This window comes from Pseudomonas serbiensis (assembly GCF_030580745.1).
GTDB lineage: Bacteria > Pseudomonadota > Gammaproteobacteria > Pseudomonadales > Pseudomonadaceae > Aquipseudomonas > Aquipseudomonas serbiensis.
This window is the reverse complement of record NZ_JAUQOO010000003.1, coordinates 51,034-77,949: the sequence shown is the minus strand read 5'-3', so window position 1 is coordinate 77,949 and position 26,916 is coordinate 51,034. Positions and strand designations below refer to the sequence as shown.

General features: G+C 59.1%; 18 protein-coding genes. 9 read left to right on the top strand and 9 right to left on the bottom strand.

Going from position 1 to position 26,916, the window contains the following annotated elements; genetic code table 11:
* Positions 1-21: 21 nt before the first annotated feature.
* From Q6A51_RS05235 to mfd, 3 genes are all read right to left on the bottom strand, one after another.
* Complete coding sequence (locus Q6A51_RS05235) at positions 22-2,757, bottom strand: DEAD/DEAH box helicase (protein ID WP_304574269.1); 2,736 nt, start codon at positions 2,755-2,757, stop codon at positions 22-24.
* Between the two features lie 67 nt (positions 2,758-2,824).
* Entirely contained in the window at positions 2,825-3,349 is a 525-nt protein-coding gene (locus Q6A51_RS05230) for a CsiV family protein (protein ID WP_304574268.1), read from the bottom strand.
* 11 nt (positions 3,350-3,360) lie between these two features.
* On the bottom strand, positions 3,361-6,813 hold the full coding sequence (gene mfd, locus Q6A51_RS05225; RefSeq protein WP_304574267.1) for a transcription-repair coupling factor: 3,453 nt from the start codon (positions 6,811-6,813) through the stop codon (positions 3,361-3,363).
* Positions 6,814-7,028: 215 nt separating this feature from the next.
* Here mfd and Q6A51_RS05220 point away from each other — a divergent pair, with 215 nt between their 5' ends.
* Together Q6A51_RS05220 and Q6A51_RS05215 are read left to right on the top strand one after the other, a co-directional pair.
* Positions 7,029-8,492 carry a glyceraldehyde-3-phosphate dehydrogenase gene (locus tag Q6A51_RS05220; protein ID WP_201002725.1) on the top strand — a complete coding sequence of 488 codons (1,464 nt, stop codon included), beginning with the start codon at positions 7,029-7,031 and terminating at the stop codon, positions 8,490-8,492.
* Between the two features lie 95 nt (positions 8,493-8,587).
* A complete protein-coding gene (locus Q6A51_RS05215) occupies positions 8,588-9,853 on the top strand; it encodes an MFS transporter (RefSeq protein WP_304574266.1) in 1,266 nt (421 codons plus the stop codon).
* A 71-nt stretch (positions 9,854-9,924) separates the two neighbouring features.
* On the opposite strand, the gene tcuC is transcribed toward Q6A51_RS05215, so the two are convergent.
* Entirely contained in the window at positions 9,925-11,217 is a 1,293-nt protein-coding gene (tcuC, locus tag Q6A51_RS05210) for an MFS transporter (protein WP_304574265.1), read from the bottom strand.
* Between the two features lie 294 nt (positions 11,218-11,511).
* On the opposite strand from tcuC, the gene Q6A51_RS05205 reads away from it, so the two are divergent.
* From Q6A51_RS05205 to sthA, 3 genes are all read left to right on the top strand, one after another.
* Entirely contained in the window at positions 11,512-16,083 is a 4,572-nt protein-coding gene (locus Q6A51_RS05205) for a dermonecrotic toxin domain-containing protein (protein WP_304574264.1), read from the top strand.
* Complete coding sequence (locus tag Q6A51_RS05200; protein ID WP_304574263.1) at positions 16,080-17,099, top strand: FAD:protein FMN transferase; 1,020 nt, start codon at positions 16,080-16,082, stop codon at positions 17,097-17,099. The genes Q6A51_RS05205 and Q6A51_RS05200 overlap by 4 nt, the downstream gene beginning before the upstream one ends.
* Positions 17,100-17,263: 164 nt before the next feature.
* On the top strand, positions 17,264-18,658 hold the full coding sequence (gene sthA, locus Q6A51_RS05195) for a Si-specific NAD(P)(+) transhydrogenase (protein WP_201002699.1): 1,395 nt from the start codon (positions 17,264-17,266) through the stop codon (positions 18,656-18,658).
* Between the two features lie 42 nt (positions 18,659-18,700).
* Here sthA and Q6A51_RS05190 read toward each other — a convergent pair whose 3' ends face one another.
* Both Q6A51_RS05190 and Q6A51_RS05185 read right to left on the bottom strand, forming a co-directional pair.
* Complete coding sequence (locus Q6A51_RS05190) at positions 18,701-19,423, bottom strand: glycerophosphodiester phosphodiesterase (protein ID WP_304574262.1); 723 nt, start codon at positions 19,421-19,423, stop codon at positions 18,701-18,703.
* Positions 19,424-19,485: 62 nt separating this feature from the next.
* Positions 19,486-20,073: a PilZ domain-containing protein gene (locus Q6A51_RS05185; RefSeq protein ID WP_201002695.1), complete on the bottom strand. Its 588-nt coding sequence runs from the start codon at positions 20,071-20,073 to the stop codon at positions 19,486-19,488.
* Between the two features lie 102 nt (positions 20,074-20,175).
* Here Q6A51_RS05185 and Q6A51_RS05180 point away from each other — a divergent pair, with 102 nt between their 5' ends.
* The 3 genes from Q6A51_RS05180 (at position 20,176) to Q6A51_RS05170 (ending at position 23,425) form a co-directional block, all read left to right on the top strand.
* Positions 20,176-21,426 carry a lipoprotein-releasing ABC transporter permease subunit gene (locus Q6A51_RS05180; protein WP_201002693.1) on the top strand — a complete coding sequence of 417 codons (1,251 nt, stop codon included), beginning with the start codon at positions 20,176-20,178 and terminating at the stop codon, positions 21,424-21,426.
* 7 nt (positions 21,427-21,433) lie between these two features.
* Positions 21,434-22,117, top strand: coding sequence for a lipoprotein-releasing ABC transporter ATP-binding protein LolD (lolD, locus tag Q6A51_RS05175; RefSeq protein ID WP_201018574.1), 684 nt, complete (start codon positions 21,434-21,436; stop codon positions 22,115-22,117).
* Positions 22,118-22,180: 63 nt separating this feature from the next.
* Positions 22,181-23,425: a lipoprotein-releasing ABC transporter permease subunit gene (locus tag Q6A51_RS05170; protein WP_304574261.1), complete on the top strand. Its 1,245-nt coding sequence runs from the start codon at positions 22,181-22,183 to the stop codon at positions 23,423-23,425.
* A 21-nt stretch (positions 23,426-23,446) separates the two neighbouring features.
* On the opposite strand, the gene Q6A51_RS05165 is transcribed toward Q6A51_RS05170, so the two are convergent.
* Both Q6A51_RS05165 and Q6A51_RS05160 read right to left on the bottom strand, forming a co-directional pair.
* Positions 23,447-24,862, bottom strand: a complete 1,416-nt coding sequence (locus Q6A51_RS05165; protein WP_304574260.1) for a heavy metal sensor histidine kinase — start codon at positions 24,860-24,862, stop codon at positions 23,447-23,449.
* Positions 24,859-25,539 (bottom strand): heavy metal response regulator transcription factor, encoded by a 681-nt coding sequence (locus tag Q6A51_RS05160; protein WP_201018577.1) that lies wholly within the window; start codon positions 25,537-25,539, stop codon positions 24,859-24,861. The genes Q6A51_RS05165 and Q6A51_RS05160 overlap by 4 nt, the downstream gene beginning before the upstream one ends.
* 164 nt (positions 25,540-25,703) lie before the next feature.
* Between Q6A51_RS05160 and queF the strand changes: the two genes are divergently transcribed.
* A complete protein-coding gene (gene queF / locus Q6A51_RS05155) occupies positions 25,704-26,534 on the top strand; it encodes an NADPH-dependent 7-cyano-7-deazaguanine reductase QueF (RefSeq protein ID WP_304574259.1) in 831 nt (276 codons plus the stop codon).
* Positions 26,535-26,600: 66 nt separating this feature from the next.
* On the opposite strand, the gene Q6A51_RS05150 is transcribed toward queF, so the two are convergent.
* The gene (locus Q6A51_RS05150) at positions 26,601-26,864 is read right to left on the bottom strand and encodes a DUF4404 family protein (RefSeq protein WP_201002681.1); all 264 of its coding nucleotides are present in this window, start codon (positions 26,862-26,864) and stop codon (positions 26,601-26,603) included.
* Between the last annotated feature and the right edge of the window lie 52 nt (positions 26,865-26,916).

Genomic DNA, 26,916 nt, shown 5'->3' with positions numbered 1-26,916 from the left:
CTTGGCTGATAGGCACTAGCCTTATTTCCTGCCTTTCTTCGGCGCAGCCGGCAGCGGTGCGAACAGCGCTTGCAGGTCTTCGTCCCGTAGCTTCCAGTCACCCGCCGAGCGGCCATCCAGAACGCCTGCCGCCAGTGCCGATTTCTCTTGCTGCAAGCGCTGGATCTTCTCTTCCACGGTGCCACGGGCAATCATCTTGTAGACGAATACCGGCTTGTCCTGACCGATGCGATAAGCGCGGTCGGTGGCCTGATTTTCGGCTGCCGGGTTCCACCACGGATCATAGTGAATCACGGTGTCGGCAGCGGTCAGGTTCAAGCCGGTGCCTCCTGCTTTCAGGCTGATCAGGAATACCGGCAGCTTGCCGTTCTGGAAGTCGTGGATCGGTGTGCGGCGGTCGCGGGTCGAGCCCGTGAGCAGGGCGTAGGGAATGCCGCGCTGTTCAAGCTCTTGCTCGATCAGGGTCAGCATCGAAGTGAACTGCGAGAACAGCAGGATCTTGCGACCCTCGGCCAGCAGTTCCTCGAACATCTCCATCAGGCTTTGCAGCTTGGCCGAGCTGCCTTGTTTGGCGTTGACCGGCATGTCGTCGTTGACCAGTCGCAGGTCGCAGCAGACCTGACGCAGCTTGAGCAGGGCTTCAAGAATGATGATCTGGCTGCGGGCCACGCCCTTGCGGGTGATCTCGTCGCGAACCTTCTTGTCCATGGCCAGGCGCACGGTCTCGTAGACGTCGCGTTGCGCGTCATTGAGTTCGACCCAGTGAATGATCTCGGTCTTGGGGGGCAGTTCGGTCGCGACCTGTTCCTTGGTGCGGCGCAGCAGGAACGGTTTGATGCGGGCGTTGAGGTGGTGCAGCCGATCCACATTGCCGTGTTTCTCGATGGCCGTTCGGTAGTTGCTGTTGAATTCCTTGCTGCTGCCCAGCCAGCCGGGCATCAGGAAGTGGAACAGCGACCACAGCTCGCCCAGGTGGTTTTCCAGCGGCGTGCCACTCAGGCAAAGGCGCTGGCGGGCATTGAGGTTGCGGGCTGCCTGGGCTGCCTTGCTGTTGGGGTTCTTGATGTATTGCGCTTCATCGAGAATCAGCACGTGTAGCGGCAGTTTCTCCAGCAGTTCAAGATCTCGTGGCAGCAGGGCGTAGGTGGTCAGGATCAGGTCGTAGTCCTGGAGGTTGCTGGCTTCCTGATGACGATTGGCGCCATACAGGGCCAGGACCTTGAGTTGCGGTGTGAAGTTTTCGGCTTCGTCCAGCCAGTTGGGGATCAGGCTGGTGGGCATGACGGCCAGGGCAGGGCGATCCAGGCGCCCGGCCTGCTTCTCCATCAACAGATGCGTCAGGGTTTGCAGGGTCTTGCCCAGGCCCATGTCATCGGCCAGAACACCGCCGACTTCCAGCTCGCGCAAGGACTGCATCCAGCTCAGGCCTTCCAGTTGGTAAGGGCGTAGCGTGGCGTTCAGGCCTTCGGGCAGGCTGACCGGCGCATCCTTGATATTCACCAGTCGTTCGGCGAACTGTCGCAGCCGGTCGCCGCCTTGCCAGACCAGCGGCATATCATCGAGTTCGGTCAGGCGCGCAGCATCGGCCCGGCTCATGCGCAGGGTGTTGCTGTCTTCCTCGCGCCAGTAGAAATCACCGAGGGTTGCCAGCACTGGCTTGAGGCGGCCATAGGGCAGTGCAACCTGCACCGGCCCGCCGCCACTCTGGGTGAAGTGGTTGAGCTGGACCAGCAATTGCTCTTCATCGCCGCGCTTGGCAACGGCCGAAGGGCTCATCAGTTCCGGGTGGCTGCGCAGCAGGTTGATCAGAATCGGCAGCAGGCTCAGGCGCTCGCCGTTGACGATGATGCCCAGTTCCAGATCGAACCAGTCGCGTTCGGTTTCTTCATCGATGACCGCATACCAGTCATCCACGGGGGTGACATCGAAGCCGAAGTCATCGCGTATCTCGATTTCCCAGCCTTGCTCGCGCAGCCTTGGCAGATCGTCCAGCACAAAATGCAGCCACGCCTTGTCGGTGGGCAGTTCATACATGTCGCCGGCGCTGTCGGGCAGGGCCTTGCTTTGCCGGGTGGCGACCTTGAAACCGATGTCGTTCAGTTGCTGGCGATATTGCCGCTCCTGCTCGCCCTGGCGGCGTATGCGCAGGGTTTCGGTTTCGGTGTGCTCGATGATGTCGCTCTTCTGGTTGACCAGATCGCTGCCCAGGGAGCTGACCAGAATGCTGACGTTGGTCGTGCCAACGGCATAGTGCTTGCCATAGGCGAAGGCCAGCGCTGCCCGATGCTGGATATGACGCTGCATGCGCCCGTTGCGCGGTTCATAGGCGCTGAACTCGACACTGGCCAGAATCAGGCGTGGTACGGGTTTCATATCGTCGATCAGGCGTTCGGGCAGAGTGGCCTTGGGCTCGACGACCTCTGGAGTATGCGAGGCCATGGCGGCTGCAATGGCAGGCTTGTTTGCCGGGTCCTGCAGGAAGTGCATGGCTGCTACGCAGTGCTTGCAGTCATTGTGTACAGGGCAGGTGCATTTGCAGACCAGGAAATTCTTGTAGCGATCCGGGTCCTTGAACAGCAGGGTCTGGGTGTAGAGCTCGAACCCTGAGCCCCGGCAGGTGGTACGAATGATCTGCGGGCTGGACTCTTCGAGTGCGATGCGTTTTTGCAGGGCGTAGCCGTACCCCCGCTCAAGAGTCTGGGGTTTGAATAGCTGTGTCCATGCAGAGGCAAGGACTTTTTCGAGAATGGACGACACAGTTTTAAAAAGCCCTACGCCGTAGCGATGCTCAAAAGAAAGGGAGCGCAGTCGCGCTCCTGAATGCTCAAAGGGGAGAAACTTTTATCAGCAGGGCCAGATTGCTGTTATCCAGATAGATCAGCTCGCCGTTCTTGACCCTGGCGCTCTGTTTCATGCGCTCACTGCTGATCAATATGCCATGGGGATCAAGCTGGTTGATCCAGAAGTCCGCAGAGATATCGGTAAAGCGTGCGATGGCCAGGCTGACGGTGCCCTCTATCGGGAAGTGGCCGAGCTGTTCCTGGCCGTTGGTAACGGCCATTTTGCTTTTTTCGGTGCCGATGCTCTGTTGCCAGGCCTTCTGCAGCAGCACTTGATAAGTGCCGCTGTCCTGGAGTTTTTTGGCCATATCGTTCAATGCAGGGCTGCGCTGGTTGCTGGAGTCGATCCGGCTGGCTCCGGCGCTCCAGTCTTCGGGGGCGAACTGCAATGTTGCGGCAGGCTCGCCGAGCTGGCGAAACAGGATCATTTCCACCTGATACAGGCTGTCGGCAAAGGCTGTCGGGGCGACAAGCGTCAGTAGCAGGATCAATGAACGAAACAGACGCATGGATGAATCCTTCAAGCAGTTTTCGGGGTCAGGCGCTCAAGCAGCGCTTCGATCGTATTGAAGCGCTCTTCGGGACGCTCCATGGGGACCATGAATTTGAAGAGTGTGGCACCTTCGAATTTGTAGCGGTTGGGCTGGCTCTGGATCAGTTTGATCAGTGTCAGCGGGTCAACCGGTGTATCGGCTGCGAATTCCAGACGTCCACCCTGAGGCCCGGCATCGATCTTGCGGATGCCCAGCTGCTCGGCATGCAGCTTGAGCAGCGTGATGCGTATCAGGCTCTTGGTGGGTTCGGGCAGCAAGCCGAAGCGGTCGATCATCTCCACTTGCAGATCCTTGAGACCATCCTCGTCGGCGGCATTGGCAATGCGCTTGTAGAGAATCAGCCGGGTATGCACGTCCGGCAGATAGGACTCTGGAATCAATGCCGGGACCCGCAGGTTGATTTCCGGACCGCCACCCAGAGGCTGGTCGAGGTTCGGCTGTTCGCCCTTGCGGATCGACTTGACGGCGCGTTCGAGCATTTCCATGTACAGCGTGAAACCGACGGCCTGGATCTGGCCGCTCTGGCCGTCGCCCAGCAGTTCGCCGGCACCACGGATTTCCAGGTCGTTGGTGGCCAGTACAAAGCCTGCGCCCAGGTCCTGGGTGTTGGCGATGGCTTCCAGGCGCTTTTCCGCATCCGGCGTGATCTGCTTGCGTGGCGGTGTCAGCAGGTAGGCGTAGGCCTGGTGGTGGCTGCGCCCGACCCGGCCACGCAACTGGTGCAACTGAGCCAGGCCGAACTTGTCGGCGCGCTCGATGATGATGGTATTGGCGCTTGGCACGTCGATGCCGGTCTCGATGATGGTCGAGGCGATCAGTACGTTGAAGCGCTTGTGATAGAAGTCGCTCATCACCTGTTCGAGTTCGCGTTCGCGCATCTGGCCGTGGCCGATGCCGATGCGTGCCTCGGGGACCAGTTCAGCCAGGTCGGCGGCGCATTTTTCGATGGTCTTGACGTCGTTGTGCAGGTAATAGACCTGACCGCCGCGCAGCAACTCGCGCAACAGTGCTTCCTTGATGGTCGGCTTGTTCTGCTCCATGACGAAAGTGCGCACCGAAAGCCTGCGGGCAGGTGGTGTGGCGATGATCGACAGGTCGCGCATGCCCGACACCGCCATGTTCAAGGTCCGCGGGATCGGTGTTGCGGTCAGGGTCAGGATGTCGACCTCACTGCGCAGGGCCTTGAGCTGTTCCTTCTGGCGAACTCCGAAACGGTGCTCTTCGTCAATGATCACCAGCCCCAGATTCTTGATTTTCACATCGTCCTGCAACAGCTTGTGGGTGCCGATGACGATGTCGATCTTGCCTTCGGCCAGATCGGCCACGGCAGCGCTCACTTCCTTGGCGGACTTGAAACGGCTCATGACCTCGACCCGGACCGGCCAGTCTGCAAAGCGGTCACGGAAGCTGTTGTAGTGTTGCTGGGCGAGCAGGGTGGTAGGCACCAGAATTGCCACCTGACGTCCGCCGTGTACGGCAATGAACGCGGCGCGCATCGCGACTTCGGTCTTGCCGAAACCCACATCGCCACAGACCAGCCGGTCCATGGGCTTGGGCGCCAGCATGTCGGCGCGTACGGCTTCGATGGTGGTTTGCTGGTCCGGCGTTTCCTCGAACGGGAACCCGGCGCTGAAGGTGGCGTAATCGGCCTTCGGGTCCTGGAAGGCATAGCCTTCGCGGGCGGCCCGGCGTGCGTAGATATCCAGCAGTTCAGCAGCAACGTCGCGTACTTGTTCGGCGGCCTTGCGCTTGGCTTTCTGCCAGGTTTCCGAGCCCAGGCGGTGCAGCGGCGCGTTGTCGTCGTCGCTGCCGGTGTAGCGGGCAATCAGGTGCAGGTTGGCGACCGGAACGTAAAGCTTGGCGTCTTCGGCATAGGCCAGCATCAGGAACTCGGCAACCTGGTTTTCGACTTCCAGCGTCGCCAGGCCAAGATAGCGACCAACGCCGTGATCGATATGCACCACCGGCGCGCCTTCGCGCAACTCGGTCAGGTTCTTGATCACTGCATCGTTGTTGCCGCCGTCGTTGCGCTTTTCGCGACGTCGACGCTGCATGACCCGCTGCCCGAACAACGGGCTTTCAGCGACCAGTGCCAGTGCCGGCTGCTCAAGCAGCAGGCCTTCGTCCAGAGGTGCAATGGTGATTGCCAGCCGGTCCTTGCCGTTGACGAAGTCCAGCCAGTTATCGACAGTCCTGGGCCTTAGTTTCAGGCGATCCAGCAGCTCCAGCAGCACCTCGCGGCGTCCTGCGGATTCGGCAGTGAACAGTACGCGGCCGGGGAACTCGTCGAGAAAGGTCGACAGCGCGGCAAGCGGCTGGCTGGCCTTGGCTTCGATGGCCAGATCCGGCAGGCCCTGGGCCGGGAAGCGTTCGCGACCGACGCCGGGCTCGACATCCTGCTGGCTGGCAACGACTCGCGGCCAGCTTTTGAGGCGTGAAAAACAGTCTTCCACCGGCAGGAACAGCTCGGCAGGCGGCAGCAGCGGGCGATCCGGGTCGATGCGGCGCTCTTCATAGCGGTTGCGCACATCGTTCCAGAAATTCTCGGCGGCCTGTTCGATGCCGGGTAGCGAGAACACTTGTGTGTCCTGAGGCAGGTAATCGAACAGGGTCGACGTTTCTTCGAAGAACAGCGGAATGTAGTACTCGATACCGGCTGGCGTGATACCGCTGCTCAGGTCCTGGAAGATCGTGCTGCGCCGGAAGTCCACATCGAAGCGCTCGCGGAAGCGGGCCTTGAAGCGTGTGACTTCTTCTTTCTGTAGCGGAAATTCGCGGGCCGGCAGCAGGCGTACCGAATCGACCTTGTCTATGGAGCGCTGGGTGTCCGGGTCGAAGGTGCGCAGGGTTTCGATTTCGTCGTCGAACAGGTCGATTCGGTACGGCACCTTGCTGCCCATCGGGAACAGATCGATCAGCGCACCGCGCACCGTGAACTCGCCATGCTCATACACCGTGTCGACGTAGCGATAACCGCTGGCTTCCAGGCGCGTGCGCATGGCCTCGACATCAAGCTTCTGACCGACATCCAGCACCAGGCTGCTGCCCAGCAGGAAGCGGGTCGGTGCCAGTCGATGTAGGGCCGTGGTGATAGGGACTACCAATACACCATGATCCAGTTCCGGCAGGCTATAGAGGCTGGAGATGCGCTGGGAAATGATGTCCTGGTGCGGCGAGAACAGATCGTAGGGCAGGGTTTCCCAGTCCGGAAAGTGCAGGACCGGCAGCGTCGGAGCGAAGAACCTCAGCTCCTGTTCCAGCCGCTCGGCGCTCTGGCTGTCGGCGGTCAGAAGCAGGGTGAAGCGCTTGGCGGCGCTGGCGGCCTCGGCAATAGCCAGGCTCAGTGCGGCACCGGGAAGGTTGCCCCAGTGTTGTTTGCCTGCGGCGGCAGGAAGAAGCGGTAGACGCAGAACGGGCACGGAAGGTCGGACTCCAGGCGTTGCGACAGGGGCGGCGATTGTACCGGGGGAAGGTGGTGGCTGTCAGTTTTCAGCTCAGCTTGAAGCATAAAAAGCCTGGCCCGGCAATTTCCTGCGTGTATGGGGAACAAATGTAGTGCGCATCGATCTGACAACGGCGCATTGCTCATAAACAAAGGCGGCGGCATAATGTAGCCCCTTTTTTCAGCCCCTACATGTGGAAGGTTCCCGTGACTCAGAAGCCCGACCAGTGTCTTGGTGAATGGATCGATCGTGAAGCGCTCGCCGAGGCGATGATTCCGCTTATCGGCCAGCTCTACCGCAATAACAATGTGGTGAGTTCGATCTATGGCCGCAGCCTGATCAACCGTTCAGTCATCGCGATTCTCAAAGCTCACCGCTTTGCGCGTCATCGCCAGTCCGACGCACTTGAGTTGTCCGTGCACGAGACTTTCCCGCTCGTCAAGGCGATGAGCGAGCTTGAGCTGGGCGCCGCTTCGGTGGACCTGGGCAAGCTGGCCGTGAAATTCAAGGCCGAAGGCAATGGCCGTTCCGCCGAGCAGTTCGTGCGTGAAGAGCTGGCCAGTGTGGTTGGCAAGAAAAACGCCACTCCTGCCAAAGGCACCGACGTCGTGCTTTACGGTTTCGGCCGTATCGGTCGTCTGCTGGCCCGTATCCTGATCGAGAAGACCGGTGGCGGCGAAGGCCTGCGCCTGCGCGCCATCGTTGTCCGCAAAGGCGCGGAAAACGATCTGGTCAAGCGTGCCAGCCTGCTGCGTCGTGACTCGGTACATGGTCCGTTCGACGGCACCATCACCATCGACGAAGCCAACAGCACCCTGACTGCCAACGGCAACCTGATCCAGATCATCTACGCCAAGAACCCTGCCGAGGTGGACTACACCCAGTACGGTATCAAGGACGCTCTGCTGGTGGACAACACCGGTGTATGGCGCGATGCCGACGGCCTGGGCCAGCATCTGGCCTGCCCTGGCATCGACCGCGTCGTTCTGACTGCACCAGGCAAAGGCAAGCTGAAGAACATCGTGCACGGTATCAACCACGGTGAAATCACTGCCGACGACAAGATCGTGTCCGCTGCGTCCTGCACCACCAACGCCATCGTGCCGGTGCTCAAGGCCGTCAACGACAAGTTCGGTATCGTCAACGGTCACGTTGAAACGGTTCACTCGTACACCAACGACCAGAACCTGATCGACAACTTCCACAAGGGCGATCGTCGTGGCCGTAGCGCTGCGCTGAACATGGTCATCACCGAAACCGGTGCTGCCACTGCTGCTGCCAAGGCCCTGCCTGAACTGGCTGGCAAGCTGACCGGCAACGCTATCCGCGTACCGACGCCGAACGTTTCCATGGCCATTCTCAACCTCAACCTTGAGAAAGCCACCAGCCGCGAAGAAATGAACGAGTACCTGCGTCACATGGCGCTGCACTCGGATCTGCACAAGCAGATCGATTTCGTCAACTCGCAGGAAGTGGTTTCCACCGACTTCGTCGGCTCACGTCACGCCGGTGTTGTGGATGGCGAAGCAACCATCGTCAACGATAACCGCGTTGTTCTGTACGTCTGGTACGACAACGAATTCGGTTACAGCTGCCAGGTTGTCCGCGTCATGGAAGATATTGCCGGCGTCAACCCGCCAGCGTTTCCACAGTAATGATGTAATTGCCCGGTTCTGCCGGGCAGTTCCTCTAACGGGCCGAATCCTGTATCTACAGGTTTCGGCCCGTTTTGTTTATGGAGAGTCGCTTGATGAGCGGTGGTTCGACGATGGAACGTTCGCAGAAACAGCTCAAAAGCAGTTTCTTCCTGTTGTTTCTGACGATTTTTATCCCTTTTGGCCTGGGCCATTTCGTTTCGTACATGTTCCGTACGGTCAATGCGGTGATCTATGTCGACCTGCAAGCTGACCTGAGCTTGCCAGCGAGTAGCCTGGGATTGTTGACGGGGGCTTATTTCCTGACTTTCGCGGCGGCTCAGATTCCGTTGGGGGTCATGCTCGATCGTTACGGCCCTCGCAGTGTGCAGGCTCCGATGCTGCTGTTCGCGGTGCTTGGCTCGATCATCTTCAGCGTCTCCAGTACCGAGGCTGGCCTGCTGATTGGCCGTGGTCTGATCGGCCTGGGTGTGGCGGGGTCGCTGATGAGCGCCATCAAGGCCTGCGCCATCTGGTTGCCACCTGAGCGTCTGCCCTTGAGTACGGCTTGCCTGCTGTCGATTGGCGGGCTAGGGGCCATGGCTTCCACGACGCCCTTGCATGTGTTGCTCAACTGGTTCACCTGGCGTGAAGCATTTCTGATTCTGGCGTTACTGACTTTTTGTGTCGCCGTGATCATTCACGTCAGCGTTCCCCGCACTTACGAAGCCAAGAGCGCACGTTACTCCGACATGTTCGCTGCCGTGGGCAAGCTCTATTCGTCATGGACCTTCTGGCGCCTGGCTCTGTACTCGGTATTCGCCCATGCCATTTACATGTCGGTGCTGTCGTTGTGGATGGGGCCATGGTTGCGTGATATGGCCGGTCTGAGTGATTCAGGCATGGCCAGTGTGTTGCTGTTCGGCACTGTTGCCATGGTTGCCGGTTCTCTGGCGTTTGGCATGATCACTGACTATCTGCGCCGTTTCGGGGTGCAGCCGATCATGGTCTGTGGTGCCGGGATGGTGATCTTTATTGCCTTCCAGATGCTCATGGCCAGCGGCCTGCCGGTTTCGCCGTACCTGATTGCCATGGGTTTCAGCTTTTTTGGCACGTCCACCACCATGAACTACGCCATCGTTGCCCAGTCGGTTTCACCCGAGTTGGCGGGGCGCGTGAGCTCGTCCTTCAACCTGGTGGTGTTCGTTCTCGCGTTTTTCCTGCAATGGCTGATGGGGATCGTGCTGAATCTATGGCCCGTGGCCGAGGGGGCAGGGCATCCGATCGAGGCGTATCAGTGGTCACTGGGCCTCATGATTGCCTTGCAACTGCCGGGTGTATTGCTGTGGCTGAGTTTCAAGCCGTGGAAGTTGAAGGCCTGAAAATGAAATGCCCCGGCACAGGGTCGGGGCATTTCTCTATTGCTTGAAGCTATGTTGCGTGAGGCGTTGAATCAGGCAGTGGCCGCAGCGCCCGGGGCTTGCAGTTTATGTCCGCCTTTGCGGAACAACACCAGCGTTGCAACCAGGCCCAGGATGGCGGCGCCGGTCAGCCAGATACCTGGCGCGGCCTTGTTATCCAGCACATGGATCAGGTAGGTGCATGCCGCTGGCGTGAAACCACCGAAAGTCGCGGTCGCCAGGCTGTAGGCCAGGGAGAAACCGGTGGTGCGAACGTCTACAGGCATGATTTCGGTCAGGGCCACAACCATGGCGCCGTTGTATGAGCCATACAAGAACGAGAACCACAGCTCGACCATCAGCAGGTTACCGAAGCTCGGGTGAGCGACCAGCCACGACAGGGCAGGGTAGGCCGTGGCGATGGCCAGCACGGTTGCCGCGATCAGCAGAGGCTTGCGGCCGATGCGGTCGGAAAACGAACCCATGATCGGCAGCCAGATAAAGTTGGATACACCCACACAAACGGTCACCAGCAGGCTGTCGATGTCCGAGAGGTGTAATTCGTTCTTGCCGAAGGTCGGCGTATAGGCCGTGATCAGATAGAACGAAACAGTGGTCATGACCACCAGCGCCATACCGCCCAGTACCAGCCCGAAGTTCTGGCTGATGGAGCGCATGACTTCGCTCAGGTTCGGACGATGTGTGCGAGCTTCGAACTCCGGCGACTCTTCCAGCGAACGGCGAATGATGAAGATGGCCGGCACGATCAGGCAGCCCACCAGGAACGGCACGCGCCAGCCCCATTCACCCATCTGATCCGGGCTGAGCCAGTGGTTGAGGCCAACACCCAGCAGGCCGGCGAAAACCACGGCTGCCTGTTGGCTTGCGGACTGCCAGCTGACGAAGAAACCCTTGCGGCCCGGCGTGGAAATTTCCGCCAGATACACCGAAACGCCACCCAGCTCAACGCCAGCGGAGAAACCCTGCAACAGGCGGCCCAGCAGAACCAGCAGGGGCGCGGCAACGCCCAGCGTTGCGTAACCCGGTACGCAGGCGATCAACACTGTGCCAAGCGCCATCAGCGCCAGGGTGATGATCAGCCCTTTGCGACGACCGTGACGGTCAATGTAGGCACCCAGGAAAATCGCACCCAGCGGACGCATCAGGAAGCCGGCACCGAAAGTGGCCAGCGAAAGCATCAGGGACGCGAATGCGCTGTCGGCAGGGAAGAAGGTTTTGGCAATGGCCGTGGCGTAAAAGCCGTAGACCATGAAGTCGAACATTTCAAGAAAGTTACCGCTGACAACGCGAAAAATCGCCTTGCCCTTGCCTGTGTTTGAGGCCATTGGAAATACTCACTTAGGCTGTCTAGCTAGGGGGAAATCGTTGTATTTATGTCCTGCTTTGCAGCGGCGAAGGCTCAAGCCTGCGCACGAAGCATAATTGTAACCATATGTGTAAATTAGTCCGAAAACAACTTTATGTCACGTGACAGCCGTTTTTCAGAGGGCGTTGGGCCATGGCTGCATGCGGTATTTGTTTATGTCCGGGGGAGGGGGCATATGGCTTTAGCTCATTGAAATAGCGCCCAGGCTTTTAGCTTGAAGGGCAGCCATTCAAACAAGTGAGCTGGATTTCATATGACTATTGCATTCGATGTTGCAGAACAATTTGCCGCGCGTCCCACCTTGCGCGGGGTCGCTGCTACCACCTTGCACCAGGAACTGCGCGAGCTATACCCGACACTGCATATCGACCCGCGGGTTGCTGTCGTTTCCCGTGTTTCAACCGCCGCAGACGCTTCATTGCCTGCGTCGGGCGAGGCGAAAACACTCCTCGATTGTCTGCTGGAGCATTTCGCTGCCCAGTCCAGCGTGAAGTGGACCAACGAGCAAAATACCCTGATGGGTGCTTCAGGCGCATTGCCTGTGGACATGCCCGGTCTTGGTGCGCTGGTGAATCGACTGGCGCTCGGGTTGTTCGAGAACGTGAAACAGGCACTGGTCAATTACTGGAGCGAATGCAGCGGTGAGCATGTCGATTGCAACAGTCGCTGGGACTGGCTTGCGAGGCTGATCAGGCAGGCATTACTCGATGGCCTGGGCGCAATGCCTTCGCGTCCGCAGGCGTCGGGCGTTCGGGAGTGGCTGCGAGATATCGCCCTGTTTCCAGAAAAGGCCGAGCGCGAACGCTTGGCCGTACAAAAGCCGTTGCCACGCGCCTGTATTGTTCGTCTGCGAATCAAAGGCGTTGATAGCGGGTCAGTGATACTCCCGGCTCTGGTCGTTTTCGGCATTCGCGAAGGCCATGAGCAGGTTCTGATGTATCAATTGTCAGGCCTTTGCCAGAGCTGGTCGTCGTTGAGTGCCTGGGAGCGAAGCCTGGGGCATCTGCTTGCCGATCAGGGTAATGAAGCAGAGGTGCAGTGGGCGGCTCATGAACCTGAAGATGATATTTTCAGCGTTCTGGCGATGGCGCTTCTGGAAAACCAGTTGATGGGGGTGCAAGGGCTCGCGAGTGAGCCGGCCTATGATCTTGATCGTCTGGAGCATGCTCTGGCGGCACTGACCGACGTTTGCGCACTCTTCGATGGGGATGATCTGACATCCGGTCAGCCCTCCGTACTGGGCATCGAGCGTTTGCCTCTATGGATGAAAAACGCGCAGGAGGCGGACCGCAACCAGTACAGTCGCCTGATGAGTGCTCTGGCAGTGACGCAGAAGCGCTCTCGTGGGAAGTCATTCAATGACGGGCTGCCACCGATTCTTGAGTTCGCATCCCGATCCCTGGCCATTGCCATCGCTCAGGATCACCTTGACGGAGTGGACTTTCTGCCCCATCAGATTCAGATACGAATCGACAAGGTTACCGCTGCAACGGTGTCAGGAGGAGGTCAGCCCTTTGCAACGGGAAGCGTTGAGCCGGTGCTCATGACATTTCCCGAGTTTGCCCTGGAGAATCTCTCCGGCCTGCCCGCAGGAGAAATCACGGTCCATCGCACGGATGGAAAAACACTGCCGCACTGGATGACGGCGGATTATCTGAAAGCACTCACCGTGCGCGTTGATATTGGCCAGGTCTATCCGGATCTGCTCAAGCGCTACCTGGTGACAGACACCGCCGAGGCGCAACGGCGTCAGAGACTGTTTGCCGATCAATTGCGTCTCCAGCTGCCTTTGCAGGCACTGGAGCAGAAGATCAAGGGCGAGCTGAGCCTGAAGGGCTATCGATCTGTCTGCGCGATCATGCAAACGGTCGTGGCCGAGCGGCGCGTTGGCATTCAGCCAATAGTCCTGCGGCCACTGGCTTTCGTTCGTCAGCCGGGGCACCGGGCCGATGCCGTAGGCAATATGTTCGTGATCGGACCGCTGGACACGGCTTTCGGGCCGCATGTGCTCTATCGGCCCTTTGCCCGTAAGTCACTGATCGAGTTTGCCAGTTGGTCGGCGCTGCTTGCGGCGGTCAGGCAACCCGGTGCATTGCAGAACGACATACTGGTCTGGCTGAGCGACAGTGCCCGCCCCGTGTATGCCAATGGCGGTTTTGAGGAACCGCATGTCACCCGTTTTGGCCTGGGCTCGGATTTCGCGCCGCTGGAAAAGCCTCAGCCAGCCGTGCTGGGGAGTGATGTACTCAAGGGAGACATCATGTCTGGCCTGTTCAGTGCCAATGCCCGGGCGTTGATCGAACTGGCCGACCGCAATGCCGTTTCCAATGCCGAAAGTCGCTGGGCGCTGTTCAAGGAAGGCGGCTGGTTGTTGCTTAATACCGTGTTGCCTCTGTTCAGTGGACCTGTTGCCAATGCCTTGTGGCTCGCGCAATTGCTGTCCGGAATCAACCAGCAGCTTGCCAGCCCCGTCTCTGCGGACGAAGGGAACTCGGCACAGCTTGCCGGGCTGCTGCTCGATATCTCACTGGTCTTGCTCCATTCCGGGATTTCCTCTCATAACCTTGCATCCGTGAACATGCTTGCAGGCCATCGGATGCTGGCAGAGCCGGTTGAGACCGATTTGGTGGTCGTTCAGGCCCCTCTGGTTGCCGACCGTCTGCTGGAGGAACCCCGGACGGTGCTCGACTTTTCCTGGTCGCAACCCGGCAGCCGGCTCAGCGGGACGCAACGTCTGGAACTGGAAAAATTCAAGATCTGGCCTGCAACGGTTACCGGCAAGCCGCTTGCTTCCGGGCCCTATGCCGGTCTCTATGACTTCAATGGGCTCTGGTTGGCCAGGGTCGGTAGCGACCTGTTCCGGGTCATGGTCGAAGGCGATGAAGTCCGGGTCGTGCGGCCCGATGACCCCGCGATGGCGGGGCCGTGGCTCAGGCATGATGGCCAAGGCTGGCACCTGGATTTGTCACTGCACCTACGGGGTGGCGCGCCGAAGAAAAACATTCGCAAGCTTGCCCGGGAGAACGCAGAAAACCTGACCCGTATCAATCAGAGCCTCGCAGAGCTTGATCGCCGCGAGACGGATCTGGTGAACAGGATCATGGGTTACAACACGCACTTGAATACGGCCACCGGTGAGGTGCGACAGCTTTTTCTCGACCGCCTCGAAGAGGTGATGGGCGAAGAAGTCGAGTTGTTGAAGCAGCGGATGAGCCTTTGGGAGCAATTGAGAGTCGGAGATCGACCGCCTGAGCGGCATATGGCACAGGATATCGCGCGGGTCACGATCTACCTGGAGTTTCTGGAAGGCCGGCTGGCGGCTGAAAACGGCGTTGTGGCCAACACCGAACTCGCGAAAATGGCCAGGCCCGGAGGTATCGTTTCGGATCAGGACGTCGAGATCTACCTGAACATGTTCAAGTCGCTGCTGAGCCGGCAGGAAAAAGGCATGCGCTGGTCGCAGATCCGTGAAGCGTTCTGGGAGCGGTTGCGCGCAGTGCCTAAAGTTGGCGAAGAGTTCTGGCGCAAGCAGGTCACGACGTTGTATGAGGGAAAATTGTTCTCCGGCCTGGAGTGGCGAATCCAGCACATGATGTCGTTCCTGGAGCTGTGTTTCAGTAGAGAGCACATTGCCGATAATGAGGAGTTTCGTCCTTTCAAGGCATTGCGTACCGACATGGATCTGAATGGTGCGTTCGCTTCCCATGCCGAGCTTGAAAGGCCCAACGACTATTCACTGAGCGAGCGGATTGACGTTCTGGAAAGTGTCTTGCGCGAGTACCAGAAAGCCAGGGGCATCGCTGACGATGTCGATGCCGCGCAGTTTACGGGTGTTCAAGTCCAGTACCTGGAGAACTTCAAGGCCGAGTTGAATGCGCTGTGCGAGACGACCCAGGCCCAGCTTGCGAAGTTGATCCAGGAAAATATCGAGCCTTCGCCTGCGCTGGTCGAGTATGTGCCACGGGTCGAGCAGCTCTACAAAAAAGTCATCAGGACGCGCAATCATCGCTCCTTTGTCGGGCATGTCCGTCAGGGTGAAAGGAGTTTTCCCGGCGAAGTTGCCGATATCAAGAATGCGCAGACGGGCCAGGTCATCAGCTCGTGGCACCGGCATGCCGATGGCCAATGGGTGGAAATTCAAACCGTAACCCCCGAGAAACCGACGCCCACTGCACGGCCGACGTCGGCAGGTGAGCTGCAAAGGCGTGCCCGGACACTTCTGCTGGAGGTAGAACCGGCGCTCGAAAAGGCTCGTCAGCAATCGATACGTGGGTACGAGCCTGAAGACATCGAAGATATCCTTGTCTTGAAGGCGGGCAAGTTGACGGCGCTTGCCGAGCAAATGACCGATAGCGCAGGGATATCTGAAAACCTGCCTCAGCAATTGAGCGCAAGCGCGGCACAGTTGCGCGATGCCGCCACCCGCTTGACTGCCGAGGGGCGCAGCCTGCGTATCTCGATGATCAAGGCTCAGCCACCGACAGCCGCTCGGATCAGCTATCTGCACCGCCAGGGCGAAATAAACATTTCATCTTTCGAAGGCAGGAAAAACATGTCGGGCGCCAGGCTTGATGACTTCCTGCAAGAGTATGCGATTCGTGACAAGGACAACCGCTTGCTATGGTGGGCGCATTTTCACTACAGAAACGAAACCGATGCTGCTCAGGCATTCACGGCGGCTCATCTGAAACTGCCCGAGCAGCGCCTGTTGGGCTACAAATCGCTGATCAAAGCCTCTGGAGGAGCAAAGGACGTGGTCAATATCTATCGCAGCGCCATCGGCAAGGAGATCGCCCAGCGTCTGTTTCTGGTGCTGGCTCCATGAGCCTGTTGCTGCGCATGCTTGGGCTTTCACTGTTTGCGGGGTTCATGACTGGCTGTGATTCAGGCTCTGTCTTGCAGAGCTTTGGTGGGCCGACGATGGGCAGCGGTTATTCGGTCAGCTATGTGCGTCACGCTGGTCAGCCGGATGTGGGTGTGGTTCGGCCTGAAGTCGAAGCGATACTGGCCGAGGTCGATCAACAGATGTCCACCTGGCGCAGCGACTCGGATATCGAACGCTTCAATGTCCAGCCGGCCAATCACTGTCAGCTTATGCCGCCTGCGGTGCTGGAACTGATTCGTGTCGGTGAGCATCTGTCCCGTGAAACGAACGGGGGCTTTGATCTGACAGTCCTGCCCCTGATGAACCTTTGGGGCTTCGGCCCCCAGTCCAGGGCTGAACAGGTGCCGACGCCCCGTCAATTGGCCCGGACTCTGGAGCGCGTGGGCTATCGACACCTGAGCGTCGATGACCGGCGTCTGTGCAAGGATGCTGCCGTGGAAGTGGATCTGAGCAGCATGGCTGCCGGCCATACGGTGGATCGTATCGCCGCCCGGCTGGATGAGCTGGGCGTACATGACTATCTGGTGCAGGTCACCGGCGAGTTGAAGACCAAAGGGCGCAAGCCCGACGGTTCGGCGTGGCGGGTTGCCCTTGAAGCGCCTCGCGACGATCAACAGATCGCGCAGAAAATCTTTGCCCTGGACGGTTGTGGCGTCTCGACCTCCGGGGACTATCGGCACTACTTCGAGCGTGAGGGACGGCGCTATTCCCATACCCTCAATGCCCTGACCGGTGCGCCCATCGATCATGATCTGGCATCGGTGACGGTGATTCATCCTTCGGCGCTCATGGCCGATGGCTTGTCTACGCTGTTACTGATTCTGGGGCCGGAGCGGGGGTGGGATTACGCACAGCAGCATCAAATCGCTGCTTTTTTTGTGATTCGCGCCGATAAGCGTTTTATCATTCGCAGCAACCCGGCGTTCGATCAGCTGTGTACCGTGCAATCGCAATGAATTCATGATTGAAAGTGAGGGATTGCGATGAGGCCGAGCAGACAAAAGTGGCCTTCAACGCGACCAAGGGGTAATGTTCGCCCCCTTAGTGCAGCGCTAGACTGCGCCAGTGATTTAGCCAGAGATGCCAGAGTGGCGCCTCGGTATGTTCTAAAGGAGTACGCATGGCTGTCTACAACTACGACGTAGTGGTACTGGGTTCCGGCCCAGCCGGAGAAGGCGCGGCAATGAATGCCGCCAAGGCGGGGCGCAAGGTTGCGATGGTCGACAGCCGTCGGCAAGTCGGTGGTAACTGCACTCACCTGGGCACAATTCCTTCCAAGGCATTGCGTCATGCTGTCAAACAGATCATCCACTTCAACACCAACCCGATGTTCCGGGCCATTGGCGAGCCGCGCTGGTTTTCGTTTCCGGATGTACTGAAAAACGCTGAAATCGTCATCTCCAAGCAAGTGGCCTCGCGTACTGGCTACTATGCTCGCAACCGTGTCGATGTGTTCTTCGGCACCGGCAGCTTCTCCGATGAGAACAGCATCGATGTAGTGTGCGCCAACGGCGTCGTCGAAAAGCTGGTGGCCAATCAGGTCATCGTCGCGACCGGTTCGCGTCCTTATCGTCCTGCCGATATCGATTTCAGCCACAAGCGTATCTATGACAGCGACACCATCCTCAGCCTGGGCCATACCCCGCGCAAGCTGATCATCTATGGTGCTGGCGTGATCGGCTGCGAATACGCCTCGATATTCAGTGGCCTTGGGGTGCTGGTCGAGCTGGTGGATAACCGCGATCAGTTGCTGAGCTTCCTGGATTCGGAAATTTCCCAGGCGCTGAGTTATCACTTCAGCAACAACAACGTGATGGTTCGCCATAACGAAGAGTACGAGAAGGTCGAGGGTCTGGATAACGGTGTGATCCTGCACCTCAAGTCCGGCAAGAAGATCAAGGCCGACGCCTTGCTCTGGTGTAATGGCCGTACGGGCAACACCGACAAGCTGGGGCTGGAAAACATTGGCCTCAAGGCCAACGGCCGCGGCCAGATCGAAGTCGACGAAAACTATCGCACCAGCGTTCCCAATATCTACGGTGCAGGCGATGTCATCGGCTGGCCGAGCCTTGCCAGTGCTGCCTATGACCAGGGGCGTTCGGCGGCGGGCAGCCTGGTGGACAACGGCAGCTGGCGTTATGTCAACGATGTGCCGACCGGGATCTACACGATCCCCGAGATCAGCTCGATCGGCAAGAACGAGCATGAGCTGACCCAGGCCAAGGTGCCTTACGAAGTCGGCAAGGCGTTCTTCAAGGGCATGGCCCGTGCGCAGATTTCCGGTGAGCGGGTCGGCATGCTGAAGATCCTGTTCCACCGCGAAACCCTGGAAGTCCTGGGCGTGCATTGCTTTGGTGACCAGGCTTCGGAGATTGTGCACATCGGTCAGGCGATCATGAACCAGGAAGGTGCTGCGAATACGATCAAGTATTTCGTCAACACCACCTTCAACTACCCGACCATGGCAGAAGCCTATCGGGTAGCAGCCTACGATGGTCTGAACCGGCTTTTTTAAGCGGCTCCGGCCGGTGGCCTGAGCCGGCCGGGGAGACCGATTTCAGCGATTCTCGAGGGTGGCGCTGGCCAAACCGGGAAAGTCTGTAATCAGGCTGTCTACGCCGAAGTCGGCGAGCCTGCGCATCAGCGCAGGTTCGTTGACGGTCCATACCGACACATGCAAACCCTGACGCTGGGCCTTCTCCAAGCGTTCCGGGGTACACAGCGTCCAGTTCAATGCCAGAATCTCGCAGCCATAGCTCTGGGCGACCTTCAACGGGTCGAGCCAGGCATATTCGGCGACAAGCCCGCGGCTGATGTCCGGCGTCAGCTCCACTGCGGCGCGCAGTACTTCCCGAGAGCTTGAGGTGATGGTCACTTTATCCAGCAAGCCATGGCGCTGAGCCAGTTCACGAATCGCCAGCACTGTGTTGGCGGCGCGGGTGCGTGAAGCGCTTTTGACTTCTAGCTGCCAGTGCTCGAAGTCGCATTTCTCGAACAGTTCTTCCAGATGCGGGATAGGGCAGGGCGTGACCCAGCCAGGACCGCCCTTGCGGGCGTCGTAGGTCACAAGGTCGGCGGCCAGATGTTCGTTGACCTTGCCGCGCCGGTCTGTGGTGCGTTTCAGGGTCGGGTCGTGGATGACCATCAGTTCCCCGTCGCGAGACAAGTGCAGGTCCAGCTCACAACGGCGTACGCCGTGCTTGAGGCATTCCTGAAAGCTGGTCAGGGTGTTTTCCGGTGCTTCGCCCTTGGCGCCGCGGTGGCCGTAGATAAGGGTCACATTTACTCCTGGCCTCAAAGGCGCCAATTACATTGAATGTGCTATTTGCAGCATGAACATGCTCAGGTCTTGGGTGGAACGCTTTGTTCCAGTGCCTGGCGACGTTGTTGGGCCTGGCGTTGCAGGATATGGCGTGCGAGCAACTGGCGCTGGGCGTCGGGCAGGTCCATGAACTTGGTGCCTGTCTCGTATTCGCCGTTTTCCAGAGTGTTACAGTGAATGACAGTGGCATTCATCATCAGGCCCGCAGCCTGGGGCATCAACACCATCTTGATCGACAACTCTTCGCCGGGGGTATAACGCTGACTGGAGGTGAAACGCAGGCCGCCTTCGGAGATATTCACCGGTTGCGGTGCGCCAAGCCTGCCCAGTGCCGTATGGGCTACAACCCGGCCCAGCAGGTCGATACGCTTGTTCAGCGATTTGAGAAAGCTGTTGAGCACCCGGTCACGCTCGTCGAGCTGACGCAGCAGATGCTGTGATTCGAACTCGTTCACATGCAGTTCGCTGAGCAGATCGAACAGGGCCGAAGTCTCGCGTATGGCTTCCTGGCTCGCCTGGTCTGCCTGTGACAGAGGGTTAATTTCCAGTGCGACGCTGTCTTCGATACGGTAGTATTCGCGGCGTTCTTCTTCATCTAATGTCGACATGGCGAACCCATGGTAGCTGCTGTGGTCAGAGAGTTTCGAGTGTAAAGCTGCACATCAAGGCCCGCCACACGGACGTCCCCATTCCTGCGAACAATTCCCTAAATGTTCAGACCTCTTTTTGTATTTATCGGCACGCGCTACACCCGTGCAAAACGACGTAATCATTTTGTTTCCTTCATTTCCCTGACGTCCATCATCGGCCTCGCGCTTGGCGTAGTGGTGATGATAGTCGTGTTATCGGTCATGAACGGCTTCGATCACGAAATGCGTACCCGCGTGCTGGGCATGGTGCCTCACGCCACCATCGAATCGGGTGAGCCGATCGGCAACTGGCAAGGCCTGGCTGCCAGGGTCCAGGAAAACCCGCAGGTGCTGGCGGTTGCGCCATTCACCCAGATGCAGGGTTTGCTGACCAATGACGGCAAGGTCCAGAAAGTGCTGCTCAACGGTATTGACCCGGCTCAGGAGCGCAAGGTTTCGATCATCGACAACTTTGTGAAACAGGGGAAGCTCGACAGTCTGGCACCCGGCAGTTTCGGCATTGTGATCGGCGACAAGGCGGCGACCAAACTGGGTGTCGGCATCGGTGACAAGCTGACCTTCGTGGCCCCGGAAGTCACGGTCACGCCTGCCGGCATGTTCCCGCGCATGAAGCGTTTTGAAGTGGTCGGCATCTTCCATGTCGGCGCCGGAGAGCTGGACGGCTACCTGGGCCTGACCAACCTTGAGGATCTGGGGCGTCTGCATCGCTGGAAGCCTGAGCAGGTCCAGGGCTTGCGCCTGAAGTTCGATGACCTGTTTGCCGCGCCGCGCACTTCCTGGGAAATCGCCCAGAAGCTGGGCGAGAACAATTTCTACTCCCGTGACTGGACCCGCACCCACGGCAATCTGTATCAGGCGATCCGTATGGAAAAAGCCATGATCGGCCTGCTGTTGCTGCTGATCGTTGCGGTGGCGGCGTTCAACATCATTTCCACGCTGGTCATGGTGGTCAACGACAAGAAAGGCGATATCGCCATCCTGCGCACATTGGGCGCCACGCCACGGCAGATCATGGCCATCTTCATGGTGCAGGGTTCTGTGATCGGCGTGGTCGGTACCTTGATCGGCGCGGCGGTGGGTATTCTGGCGGCGCTCAATGTCAGTTCGGCGATCTCGGCGCTTGAAGGCCTGATCGGCCACAAGTTTCTCAACGCCGACGTGTACTTCATCGATTACCTGCCTTCGCAACTGATGGCCCAGGATGTGTTCCAGGTCTGCGGTGCCGCGTTGGCCCTGAGTTTCCTCGCCACCCTGTATCCAGCCTGGCGTGCGGCGCGCACCCAGCCTGCGGAGGCGTTACGTTATGAGTGAGTCGGGCATGTTAGATAAAGCTGTATTGAGTTGCCGTAACCTGGGTAAGTCCTACGAGGAAGGTCCGGAGTCTGTTGTGGTGCTGTCCGGCCTGCAGCTTGAGCTGCATCCGGGTGAGCGCGTGGCGATTGTCGGCAGCTCGGGCTCGGGGAAAAGTACCTTGCTCAACCTGCTTGGTGGCCTGGACACGCCTACCGAGGGCAGCGTCTGGCTGGCCGGGGAAGAGCTGTCGGCACTGAATGAAAAGGCCCGCGGCCTGTTGCGTAACCGGGCTCTGGGTTTCGTCTACCAGTTCCACCACCTGTTGCCCGAGTTCACCGCGCTGGAGAACGTGTGCATGCCGTTGTTGATTGGCAGCACACCGATTCCCGAAGCCCGTCAGCGAGCTACGGCACTTTTGGAGCGCGTAGGCCTGGGGCATCGGCTGGCGCACAAGCCATCGGAGTTGTCCGGTGGTGAGCGTCAGCGTGTGGCGATTGCCCGTGCGCTGGTCAACCAGCCAGGGCTGGTGATGCTCGATGAGCCGACCGGCAACCTCGACCATCACACGGCTCAGGGTATTCAGGACCTGATGCGCGAACTGAGCACTTCGTCGCGTACGGCGTTTCTGGTGGTGACCCACGACATGAACCTGGCCCGGCAGATGGATCGTGTCCTGCGCCTGGAAGACGGTCGTCTCGTCGCTGGCTGATTCACCCACCCCGACGCAAGTCATCGCGTCGGGGCCTTCACTTTTTTCTACGGTGCTCCGCGAATGTTCAGACCGTTATCCATCTTCATCGGCGCGCGCTATACCCGCGCAAAACGCCGTAAAAGCTTTATCTCGTTTATCTCGATGACCTCGATGATCGGTCTGGCGCTGGGCGTGCTGGCAATGATCGTGGTGCTGTCGGTCATGAACGGTTTCCAGCGTGAAATGAGTTCACGGATTCTCGGCATGGTGCCCCATGCGATGATCGCTGGCGTCAAGCCGGTGGACAACTGGAAGCCGCTGGCCGACGCGGCCCTGAAGAACCCTGAAGTCACGGCCGCCGTGCCGCTGACCGAGATGGAAGGCATGCTGTCCTACAAGGGCTCCATGCAGCCGATCCAGGTCAGCGGTATCGACCCTGCGCTTGAGCATCAGGTTTCCATCGTCACCAAGCACATTACTCGCGGCAACCTGCAGGACCTGAAACCCGGCGAGTTCGGCGTAGTGCTGGGCGATATCACCGCTCGCCGCTTTCGCTTGAGCGTGGGCGACAAGCTGACCCTGATCGTGCCTGAAGTCAGCAGCGCGCCGGGCGGCATCACGCCGCGCCTGCAGCGCCTGACCGTGGTGGGCGTGTTCAAGGTCGGGGCCGAGCTGGATGGCTCCATGGCGCTGATCAACATTGCCGACGCCGCCCAGATGCAACGCTGGCAGCCCGGTCAGGTGCAGGGCGTGCGTCTGGCGTTGAAGGACCTGTACAAGGCGCCGCAGGTTTCAACCGCCATCGCCTCCGGCCTGGGTGCCGATTATCGTGCCGATGACTGGACCCACACCCAGGGCAGCCTGTTCAGTGCCATGAAAATGGAAAAGACCATGATCGGCCTGTTGCTGCTGATGATCGTTGCCGTAGCGGCGTTCAATATCATCGCGACCCTGATCATGGTGGTGAACGACAAGGGTGCGGATATCGCAATCCTGCGCACCATTGGCGCTACACCACGGCAGATCATGGCGATCTTCATGGTTCAGGGCACGGTGATCGGTATCGTCGGCACCCTGATCGGCGGCGTGCTGGGTGTGATTGCCGCGCTGAACGTCAGCAGTCTGGTGGGCTGGTTCGAGCGGGTCAGCGGCCAGCACGTCTTCAGTTCCGACGTGTATTTCATCAGCAACCTGCCTTCGGAGTTGCAGGGCGGCGATGTGGTGCTGATCTGCAGCGCCGGCTTCATCCTGAGCTTTCTGGCCACCATCTACCCGGCCTGGCGTGCTGCACAGGTGCAGCCAGCGCATGCGCTACGCTACGAATAATCAATCCCCGTAGGAGCGAATTCATTCGCGAATAGCCATTTTCGCGAATGAATTCGCTCCTACAGTGTGAGAGTTAAACTCCACCCGAAAGCGTGTTATTCCCTCTGCGGATTCACACTTGATCGACCCTCCATGCGCCCGGATGATCGATTGGCTAATCGCCAACCCCAGCCCGACATGTTCGCTGCTTTCCTGACGTGCCGGGTCAGCTCGATAGAAACGGTCGAAAAGCCGGGGCAGGGCGTCGGGTTCTATACAGATGCCATTGTTTTCCACGCTCAGCGCAATGCCGGTTGGCGATTCGTGCAGGTCGATCCTGATGTAGCCGCCTGAATGAGTGAAGCGCAAGGCGTTATCCAGCAGGTTGGAAAGCACACGACGCAGCATTGTCCGATCACCGGTCACGTTCGCATGGCCTTGCCTGGACAGGTTGATGTTCTTGTCTTCCGCCAGCGCTGCAAAAAACTCCAGCACGGCATCGACCTCATCCTCCAGAGCCAGCCTCTCGCGAGCAGGAATGAGCAGGCCGTGTTCGGCCTTGGCCAGAAACAGCATGTCATTGACCATTTGCGCCATGCCTTGCAGCTCTTCGAGGTTGCCCGCCAGCGCGTCGCGATAATCTTCCAGCGAGCGCGTTCGGGTCAGGGTGACCTGAGTGTGGGTCAACAGGTTTGACAGAGGTGTGCGCAGCTCATGGGCAATATCGGCGGAAAAGGCCGACAGACGCTGAAAGCCATCGTCCAGACGGGCCAGCATCGCATTGAACGCACGAGTCAGCTCTGCCAGTTCGCGGGGCATGTTTGCTTCGGGCAGGCGAGTGGTCAATGAGCTGGCCGACACACCAGCGGCAACGGCGCTCATCCTGTGCAGCGGCTTCAGCCCGCTGCGTGTGGCCCAGGCACCCAGCAGGGCCGTGGCCAGTGCCGAAAGCCCGACGGTCAGCCAGATCAAATGCTGCATGCGTTGCAAAAAGTGCTGATGGTGAGTGATATCCAGCAGCAGCGTAACCTGTGGCGAGTGTGTCGAGCCGGGTTGTAGCTTCGCCGTAAAGCTGCGATAGGACGCCTGATCGCTGTGCAGCGTGTGCAGGCCTGAGCTCTGGGGCGGGGCCTGTGATGACGGCGGCGTATTGTCAAACCATGTCTGGCCGTCGGAGCCGCTGATGCGAACTGTCAGGTCCGGTTGATGGTTCAGGTCGGCGAGCAGGTGTTCTTTACGCTGTGTGAATGCTTCGAGGGTTTCAGCTCCGTGCAGCGTGCCGCGCAGGTTGGCCAGCCGGGCATCCAGCAACTGTTGATCCAGTTCGACAAAGTGTGTGGCGCTGGCATGGTTGAACACGATCCCGGCGGTCAGTGAAACAACTGCGGTGCAGGCGGCGAACAGCAGCGCCAGACGGCTGCGCAATGACAGTCGGTCAAAGGACAGGCGCATTGTCATGATTCGCGTTCTTCAAGCACGTAGCCCATGCCGCGTACGGTATGGATCAGCTTGTCGGGGAAATCATCATCGATTTTCAGGCGCAGTCGGCGTATGGCGACTTCGATCACATTGGTATCGCTGTCGAAGTGCATGTCCCAGACCTGTGAGGCCAGCAGCGACTTGGGCAGAATCTCGCCCTGGCGCCGCAGCAATAATTCCAGCAGGGTGAATTCCTTGGCGGTCAGGTCGATACGCTTGCCACTGCGCTCCACCTGGCGTCGCATCAGGTCCAGGCGCAGATCGGCCACTTGCAGGTGGGTTTGCGCCGGGCTGCTGGTGCCTCTGCGCAACAGGCTGCGAACCCTGGCGAGCAATTCGGAAAACGCGAAGGGCTTGACCAGATAATCATCGGCACCCAGCTCCAAACCATGAACCCGGTCTTCAATCGCATCGCGTGCGCTCAAGAACAACACGGGCGTCTCCAGCCCGGCAGCGCGTACGGCTTCAAGAATCTGCCAGCCATCGCGCCCCGGCAGCATCACGTCGAGAATCAGCAGTGCGTAGTCACCGCTCAGGGCCAATTGCTGGCCGAGGGTGCCGTCGCTTGCCAGCTCCGCCTCGAATCCGGCTTCGCTCAAACCCTGATGCAGATAGTGGCCGGTCCTGGCTTGATCTTCGACGATCAGTAATTTCATGGGGATCTCATGTGCATTGCAATGCGTGCTTTATAGCCCGTCGGCCTGTGCAGGTGTTGAAGCTGACAGCCTTGTAATCCAGCCAGCGGCGGATATTGTCGCTGAAAGCCCGGTGCAAACCCTATAAACTCGCCGGGTTAATTCATGAGATTCCAGGTATCGCCATGCATCCCGCAGCCGAACACTCACCGCTGGGCAAGTCCAGTGAGTACATCGCCACTTATACGCCATCCCTGTTGTTCCCGATTCCGCGCACTGCGAAGTGGGCCGAGCTGGGGCTGACGGCTCAGACGTTGCCTTATCAGGGTGTCGATTTCTGGAATTGCTATGAGTTGTCCTGGCTGTTGCCTTCGGGGAAACCGGTCGTGGCCATTGCCGAGTTCAGTATTCCGGCCGACTCGCCCAATATCATCGAGTCCAAGTCTTTCAAGCTCTACCTCAATTCGCTGAACCAGACCTCGTTCGAGAGTCGTGACCAGTTGCGGGCGACGCTTGAAAAGGATCTGTCGGCAGCCGCAGGCAAACCAGTGGGTGTGCGCATCAGCAGTCTGGCGGAAATCGAGAGCGAAGGTGTGGCGATGTTACCGGGTGCCTGCATCGACGATCTGGATGTGAGCATCGCCAGTTATGACCACCCGCAACCCGAGTTGCTGCGCTGCGACGATTCCCGTGTCATCGAGGAAAGCCTGCACAGCCATTTGCTCAAGTCCAACTGCCCTGTGACCAGTCAGCCGGACTGGGGCAGTGTGGTGGTGGAATATCGTGGCGCGGCGCTGGATCATGCGAGCCTGCTGGCTTACATCGTCAGTTTCCGCCAGCACTCGGACTTCCACGAGCAGTGCGTGGAGCGAATCTTTCTCGACCTGCAGCGTTTGCTCAAGCCGGAAAAACTGACGGTCTATGCGCGTTATGTGCGCCGTGGCGGGCTGGATATCAACCCCTATCGCAGCACTGAAGCATTGCAGGTCGACAACCGCCGACTGGCCCGGCAATAACCTGTACAAACCGCTGTGGGAGAGAATTCATTCGCGAACGGGCATTTTCGCGAATGAATTTACAGATCAGATCCCGATATTGCCCAGGGTCTGCACGATATTGCGCAGGGTTCCTGCAATGGCCGGGTGCTCCAGCTCGAAGCGCTCCACTGCGAGATTGACGCCATCTGCCAGGCTTGCGTCCTGAGTGACGCTTTCCAGCTGGATTTTTGTTTCAATCTGTTCCATCAGCTCATGCAGATTGACACGCTCGGCTTCGGACAGCGGCGGATTATGCTCCAGTTGCTCGCGCAGGGTATTGAGTTGTTCTTGCAGTTCGCGGGCAGGCATGGCGTGCTCCTTCGTTGATAAGTCTGTTTCATGGACTGTTATAGCGACTGAA

Bases quoted from the DNA above. Each gene is read 5' to 3' on its own strand.
- Q6A51_RS05230 (WP_304574268.1), bottom strand. From the start codon at position 3,349: ATGCGTCTGTTTCGTTCATTGATCCTGCTACTGACGCTTGTCGCCCCG.
- Q6A51_RS05220 (WP_201002725.1), top strand. From the start codon at position 7,029: ATGTGGAAGGTTCCCGTGACTCAGAAGCCCGACCAGTGTCTTGGTGAA.
- Q6A51_RS05215 (WP_304574266.1), top strand. From the start codon at position 8,588: ATGAGCGGTGGTTCGACGATGGAACGTTCGCAGAAACAGCTCAAAAGC.
- tcuC (WP_304574265.1), bottom strand. From the start codon at position 11,217: ATGGCCTCAAACACAGGCAAGGGCAAGGCGATTTTTCGCGTTGTCAGC.
- Q6A51_RS05205 (WP_304574264.1), top strand. From the start codon at position 11,512: ATGACTATTGCATTCGATGTTGCAGAACAATTTGCCGCGCGTCCCACC.
- Q6A51_RS05200 (WP_304574263.1), top strand. From the start codon at position 16,080: ATGAGCCTGTTGCTGCGCATGCTTGGGCTTTCACTGTTTGCGGGGTTC.
- sthA (WP_201002699.1), top strand. From the start codon at position 17,264: ATGGCTGTCTACAACTACGACGTAGTGGTACTGGGTTCCGGCCCAGCC.
- Q6A51_RS05185 (WP_201002695.1), bottom strand. From the start codon at position 20,073: ATGTCGACATTAGATGAAGAAGAACGCCGCGAATACTACCGTATCGAA.
- Q6A51_RS05180 (WP_201002693.1), top strand. From the start codon at position 20,176: ATGTTCAGACCTCTTTTTGTATTTATCGGCACGCGCTACACCCGTGCA.
- lolD (WP_201018574.1), top strand. From the start codon at position 21,434: ATGTTAGATAAAGCTGTATTGAGTTGCCGTAACCTGGGTAAGTCCTAC.
- Q6A51_RS05170 (WP_304574261.1), top strand. From the start codon at position 22,181: ATGTTCAGACCGTTATCCATCTTCATCGGCGCGCGCTATACCCGCGCA.
- Q6A51_RS05165 (WP_304574260.1), bottom strand. From the start codon at position 24,862: ATGACAATGCGCCTGTCCTTTGACCGACTGTCATTGCGCAGCCGTCTG.
- Q6A51_RS05160 (WP_201018577.1), bottom strand. From the start codon at position 25,539: ATGAAATTACTGATCGTCGAAGATCAAGCCAGGACCGGCCACTATCTG.
- queF (WP_304574259.1), top strand. From the start codon at position 25,704: ATGCATCCCGCAGCCGAACACTCACCGCTGGGCAAGTCCAGTGAGTAC.
- Q6A51_RS05150 (WP_201002681.1), bottom strand. From the start codon at position 26,864: ATGCCTGCCCGCGAACTGCAAGAACAACTCAATACCCTGCGCGAGCAA.